This is a genomic window from Mesorhizobium intechi (assembly GCF_002879535.1).
Lineage (GTDB): Bacteria > Pseudomonadota > Alphaproteobacteria > Rhizobiales > Rhizobiaceae > Mesorhizobium > Mesorhizobium intechi.
Window position 1 is genome coordinate 1 of sequence record NZ_PNOT02000140.1, and the last position, 5,166, is coordinate 5,166.

Consider the following 5,166-nt stretch of genomic DNA (forward strand, 5'->3'; position numbering starts at 1 on the left):
ATCTTTTGGCGGGTCTTGGTCTGGCTGCGCTGCTGGTCGGCGTTCTCGCGGTCGTCTATCTGACGGCGCCGCAAAGCGCGCAGCTTGCTGGCCCGGATGTCTCGCGGACGAAGAAGACCGACAACGGGCTTTACATGGCGAGCTTCGTACCGGAACGGGGGGTGGTGCGGCAGGGCGAACTGGAATCCTGGCTGCTGACGCTGAAAACAAAGACGGGGGCCTCGGTGGAGCGAGCCGCGATCGCCATCTCCGGCGGCATGCCGCAACACAATCACGGCCTGCCGACCAGCCCGCAGGTGACCGACTACCTGGGCGAGGGCCGTTACCGCATCGAGGGGCTGAAATTCACCATGAGTGGCTGGTGGCAACTTCGGTTCGCCATCTCGTCGGGCGCCGGCTCCGATACGGTGCTGTTCAACGTAGTGCTGTGAGCGATCGATGAAGCGCCTTTCTTGCTTTCTGGCGCTGATGGTCGCCGTCATCCTCGTCGGCTGCGGCAAGCCGGATTTTTCCGACGCCGAGAAGAAGACCATCGCCTCGCTGGCGTTGAACACGCTGCCGTCGCTGAAGCCTGACACCACCAACCGCTTTGCCGACGTGCCGGCGGCGGCAGCGCTTGGTTCGACGCTGTTCTTCGATCTCGGCATGAGCCGCGACGGCACCGTGTCGTGCTCGACCTGCCACAAGATCGACCGGCAGTTCCAGGACGACCTGCCGCAAGCCGTCGGCGTCGGCCGGACCAACCGGCGGAGCATGCCGCTGGCCGGCGTGGCGCGCGATCCATGGTTCTTTTGGGACGGCCGCCGCGACAGCCTTTGGGCACAAGCGCTGACGCCGCTGGAAAACCCGCTGGAACAGGCAGGAAACCGTGCTGCATATGCGCATTACATCAAGGCGCGCTTCGGCGAGCGCTATGAGCGCATCTTCGGGCCGCTGCCCGATTTTGCCGGCATTCCGTTGAATGCCAGTCCGCTCGGAAACGATGCCGAACGGGCTGCCTGGAACGCGATGGACGGTGCGCACCGCGACGCCGTCAACCGCGTCTTTGCCAATATCGGCAAGGCGATCGCGGCTTTCGAACGCTCGATTGAGCCACCGCAGACGCGCTTCGACCGGTTTGCCCTGGACCTTGCCACCGGCGCCGAACCCAAGGGCGATGCCGCCTTCACGCGGGAAGAAATCCTCGGGCTGAAACTGTTCATCGGCAAAGCCAATTGCGTGAGCTGCCACAATGGCCCGCGCTTCACCGACAACGGTTTTCACAACACCGGCGTGCCGCCCGTCGCGGGCCTGCCGCCGGATCGCGGGCGCATCGATGCGGTGGCACAGGTCGAAGCCGATCCGTTCAACTGCTTCGGCGCTTATCGCGATGGCGACGTCGGCGCATGCGGCGAACTGCGCTTCATGGTCAAGGATGCACCGGAACTCGTTCGCGCCTACAAGACGCCATCATTGCGCGGTGCGGCCACGCGGCCGCCCTACATGCATGCCGGGCAGTTCTCGTCGCTCGACGAGGTGGTGGCGCATTACGCCAAGGCGGCGCCGAGCATGGAGGGGACAACCGAGATCCATCCGCTGCAACTGTCGGACCGCGAACGCGCTGCGCTGGTGGCTTTTTTGAAGACGCTGTCGGAGTAATTACCTGTCTTTCACCGTCTCCATCGCCACGAAGGTCGAGGTCTGGGCGACGTGTGGGAGCGCCGAGATGCGCTCGCCCAACACGCGGCGATAGGCGGCGATGTCCCGGGTGCGGACCTTCAGCAGGTAGTCGAAGCTCGACGCCATCATGTGACATTGCTCAATCTCCGGCACCGCCTGCACCGAGCGGTTGAAAGCGTCGAGCGCGGCGGAACGGGTGTCGGACAATTTCACCTGGACGAAGGCGACATGGCCTTCGCCCATGCGCTCGCGGTCGATGATCGCCTGATAGCCCCTGATGTAGCCGTCCTTCTCCAGCCGCTTGACCCGCGCCTGCACGGGCGTCTTCGACAGGCCGACCTTGGCCGCCAGTTCCGACATGGAAAGCCGGCCATTGCTTGCCAGCGCGGACAGGATGTTCCGGTCGATGCGGTCCAATTGGTCTTCTGTCATCGAAATCGCAGTCCAAACTCTGAGAGATTGGTATTATGATAGATCGTTCGGACTTTCCTGTCGATTTCTTTGGACCGATTGTAAAGCGGCGTCTGTGCTAGCTTGCGCCATTCGGTCCGGTGACCGCCGGCCCGCTCCCCTGATGCTTGCTCCACGGGACCCGCCATGACGCTCGACACCATCCGCCAGCAGATCCGCGCCAACTATCTTCCCGACGAAGACGAGGCCGTGAAGCGACTGGCCGAGGCGACTGGGCTTTCGGCTGGGGATCGCGATGCGATCTCGGCGCGGGCGGCCGATCTGGTGCGGGCGGTGCGCGGTTCGTCCGATCCCCGGCTGATGGAAGTTTTCCTCTCCGCCTACGGCCTCTCCACCAAGGAAGGCGTGGCGCTGATGTGCCTGGCCGAGGCGCTGCTGCGCGTGCCCGACACGGAGACGATGGACGATCTCATCGCCGACAAGATCGCGCCGCATGACTGGTCGGCCCATTCGGGCGGTTCCAGTTCGATCTTCGTCAACGCCTCGACCTGGGCGCTGATGCTGACCGGCCGCGTGCTGGACGAGGGCGAGGGCGGCATCGAAGGCACGCTGCGCTCGATGGTGCGGCGGCTGGGCGAGCCGGTCATTCGCAAAGCGGTGGCCGCCGCCATGCGCGAGATGGGCGAACAGTTCGTGCTCGGCCGCACCATTGCGGAAGCGGTCAAGCGTGGCCGGCCGATGACGCAGAAGGGCTACCTCTATTCCTTCGACATGCTGGGCGAGGCGGCCCGCACCGAGGCCGACGCACTGCGCTACCACAAGGCCTATGCCGACGCGATTTCCTCGCTCAATGCCGGCTCCAACGGTCCCGACATCAGGCAGAACCACGGCATCTCGGTGAAGCTTTCTGCGCTGCATCCGCGCTACGAGGTGGCGCAGAAGGAAGAGATGCTGCCCGTCATGGCCGAGCGGCTGCTGTCGCTGGCGCTTGCGGCCAGACATTCGCGCATGGGCCTCAACATCGACGCCGAAGAGGCCGACCGTCTTGATCTGTCGCTCGATGTCATCGAGCGCGTGCTGGCCGAGCCGGAACTCGCCGGCTGGAACGGCTTTGGCGTGGTCGTGCAAGCATATGGGCCGCGCGCGGCCTTCGTCATCGACTGGCTCTATGCGCTGGCCCGGAAATACGACCGAACCATCATGGTCCGGCTGGTCAAGGGCGCCTATTGGGACACTGAAATCAAGCGGGCGCAGACGCTCGGACTTGCCGGCTATCCCGTCTTCACCCGCAAGGCCAACACCGACGTCTCCTACATGGCTTGCGCGAAGAAACTGCTTGGCATGACCGACCGCATCTATCCGCAATTCGCCACCCACAACGCCCACACTGTCGCCGCCATCCTGTCGATGGCCACGAGCCGCGATTCTTTCGAATTCCAGCGCCTGCATGGCATGGGCGAGGCGCTGCACGAGACCGTGCGCCAGGCCGAAGGCACGCGCTGCCGCATCTATGCGCCGGTCGGCGCGCATTCGGATCTGCTGGCCTATCTGGTCCGCCGGCTGCTAGAGAACGGCGCCAACTCCTCCTTCGTGCACCAGCTGACCGACGAGGACGTCGAGCCGGAGGACATCGCGCGCGATCCCCTCGAAACGGTGGAAAGCCAAGGCCCCGCCGCCAATCCGGCGATTGCCAGGCCGTCGCAGATTTTTGGCGCGGGCCGCCGCAATTCCAGGGGATTCGACATCACCGACACGGTGACGCTGGCGGCCATCGACAAGGCCAGGGCGGCGTTCGCCGGGCCGGACCGCTGGCACGCCAAGCCGATCACGCGGGCTGCCGGCTATGGCAAGCCACGCCCGGTCGTCAATCCGGCCAAACCCGATGAAGTGGTCGGAACGGTTCACGAGGCCGCTGCCAAGCAGGTCACGATCGCCGTGCGCATTGCCGTGGAAGCGCAGCCGGCCTGGGCAAAGCGCCCCGTTGCCGAACGCGCCGCCATCCTCAACCGCGCCGCCGACCTGTATGAGGCCAATGCTGTCGAGTTCTTCGCGCTCGCCACCCGCGAAGCCGGCAAATCGCTGGCCGACGGGGTGGCGGAAGTGCGCGAAGCCGTCGATTTCCTGCGCTACTACGCCTCCGAGGCGGCCAACGCCGAGGCGGGCACGCCGGCGCGCGGCGCGATCGTCTGCATTTCACCGTGGAATTTCCCGCTGGCGATCTTCACCGGCCAGGTCGCGGCAGCACTCGTTACCGGCAATTCGGTCATCGCCAAGCCAGCCGAACAGACGCCGCTGATCGCTTTCCGCGCCGTCGAGTTGCTGCGCGAAGCCGGCGTGCCGGAAGACATCATCCAGCTGTTGCCCGGCGACGGTCTTTCGGTGGGGGCGCCACTGACCGCTGACGCGCGCATCGCCGGCGTCTGCTTCACCGGCTCGACCGAGGTCGCCAAGCTGATCGAAAAACAGCTGGCGGAGACCGCGACACCCGACGCCATGCTGATTGCCGAGACCGGCGGTCTGAACGCCATGATCGTCGATTCCACCGCACTGCCCGAGCAGGCGGTGCGCGACATACTGGCCTCGGCCTTCCAGAGCGCCGGCCAGCGCTGTTCGGCGCTGCGCGTGCTCTACGTGCAGAAGGACGTCGAGAAGAAGATGCTGGAGATGCTGAAAGGCGCCATGGAGGCGCTCAACGTCGGTGACCCCTGGCGGATTTCGACCGATGTCGGTCCAGTCATCGACGATGAGGCGCAAGGTGCGATCCGCGACTATTGCACGAAGAAGGGCCTCGAGGGCCGGCTGATCGCCAAGCTCGAGGCGCCCAAGGACGGGCGCTTCGTTGCGCCGCATGTCTTCCGGGTCAAGGGCATCGAGGAGATGGACCGCGAAGTGTTCGGCCCGGTGCTGCATGTCGCCAGCTTCGACGCCGATGAGATCGATGCCGTCATCGCTGCCATCAACCGCAAGGGCTATGGCCTGACCTTCGGCCTGCACACCCGCATCGAAGGTCGCGTCCAGCATTTCGTCGACGGCATCCATGCCGGCAACATCTACGTCAACCGCAACCAGATCGGCGCCGTCGTCGGTTCGCAACCC

The 5,166-nt window shown here is 65.2% G+C and carries 4 protein-coding genes; 3 read left to right on the forward strand and 1 reads right to left on the reverse strand.

The window, feature by feature from the left end; all coding sequences use genetic code 11:
- Both C1D09_RS12210 and C1D09_RS12215 read left to right on the forward strand, forming a co-directional pair.
- The coding region (locus C1D09_RS12210) for a FixH family protein (RefSeq protein WP_246135722.1) at positions 1–431 on the forward strand (431 nt) is incomplete at its 5' end.
- 7 nt (positions 432–438) lie between these two features.
- Entirely contained in the window at positions 439–1,638 is a 1,200-nt protein-coding gene (locus C1D09_RS12215; protein ID WP_143974566.1) for a cytochrome-c peroxidase, read from the forward strand.
- Here the strand turns inward: C1D09_RS12215 and C1D09_RS12220 are convergent, their stop codons facing one another.
- The gene (locus C1D09_RS12220; protein ID WP_064988817.1) at positions 1,639–2,091 is read right to left on the reverse strand and encodes an Lrp/AsnC family transcriptional regulator; all 453 of its coding nucleotides are present in this window, start codon (positions 2,089–2,091) and stop codon (positions 1,639–1,641) included.
- A 165-nt stretch (positions 2,092–2,256) separates the two neighbouring features.
- On the opposite strand from C1D09_RS12220, the gene putA reads away from it, so the two are divergent.
- The coding region (gene putA / locus C1D09_RS12225) for a bifunctional proline dehydrogenase/L-glutamate gamma-semialdehyde dehydrogenase PutA (RefSeq protein WP_143974568.1) at positions 2,257–5,166 on the forward strand (2,910 nt) is incomplete at its 3' end.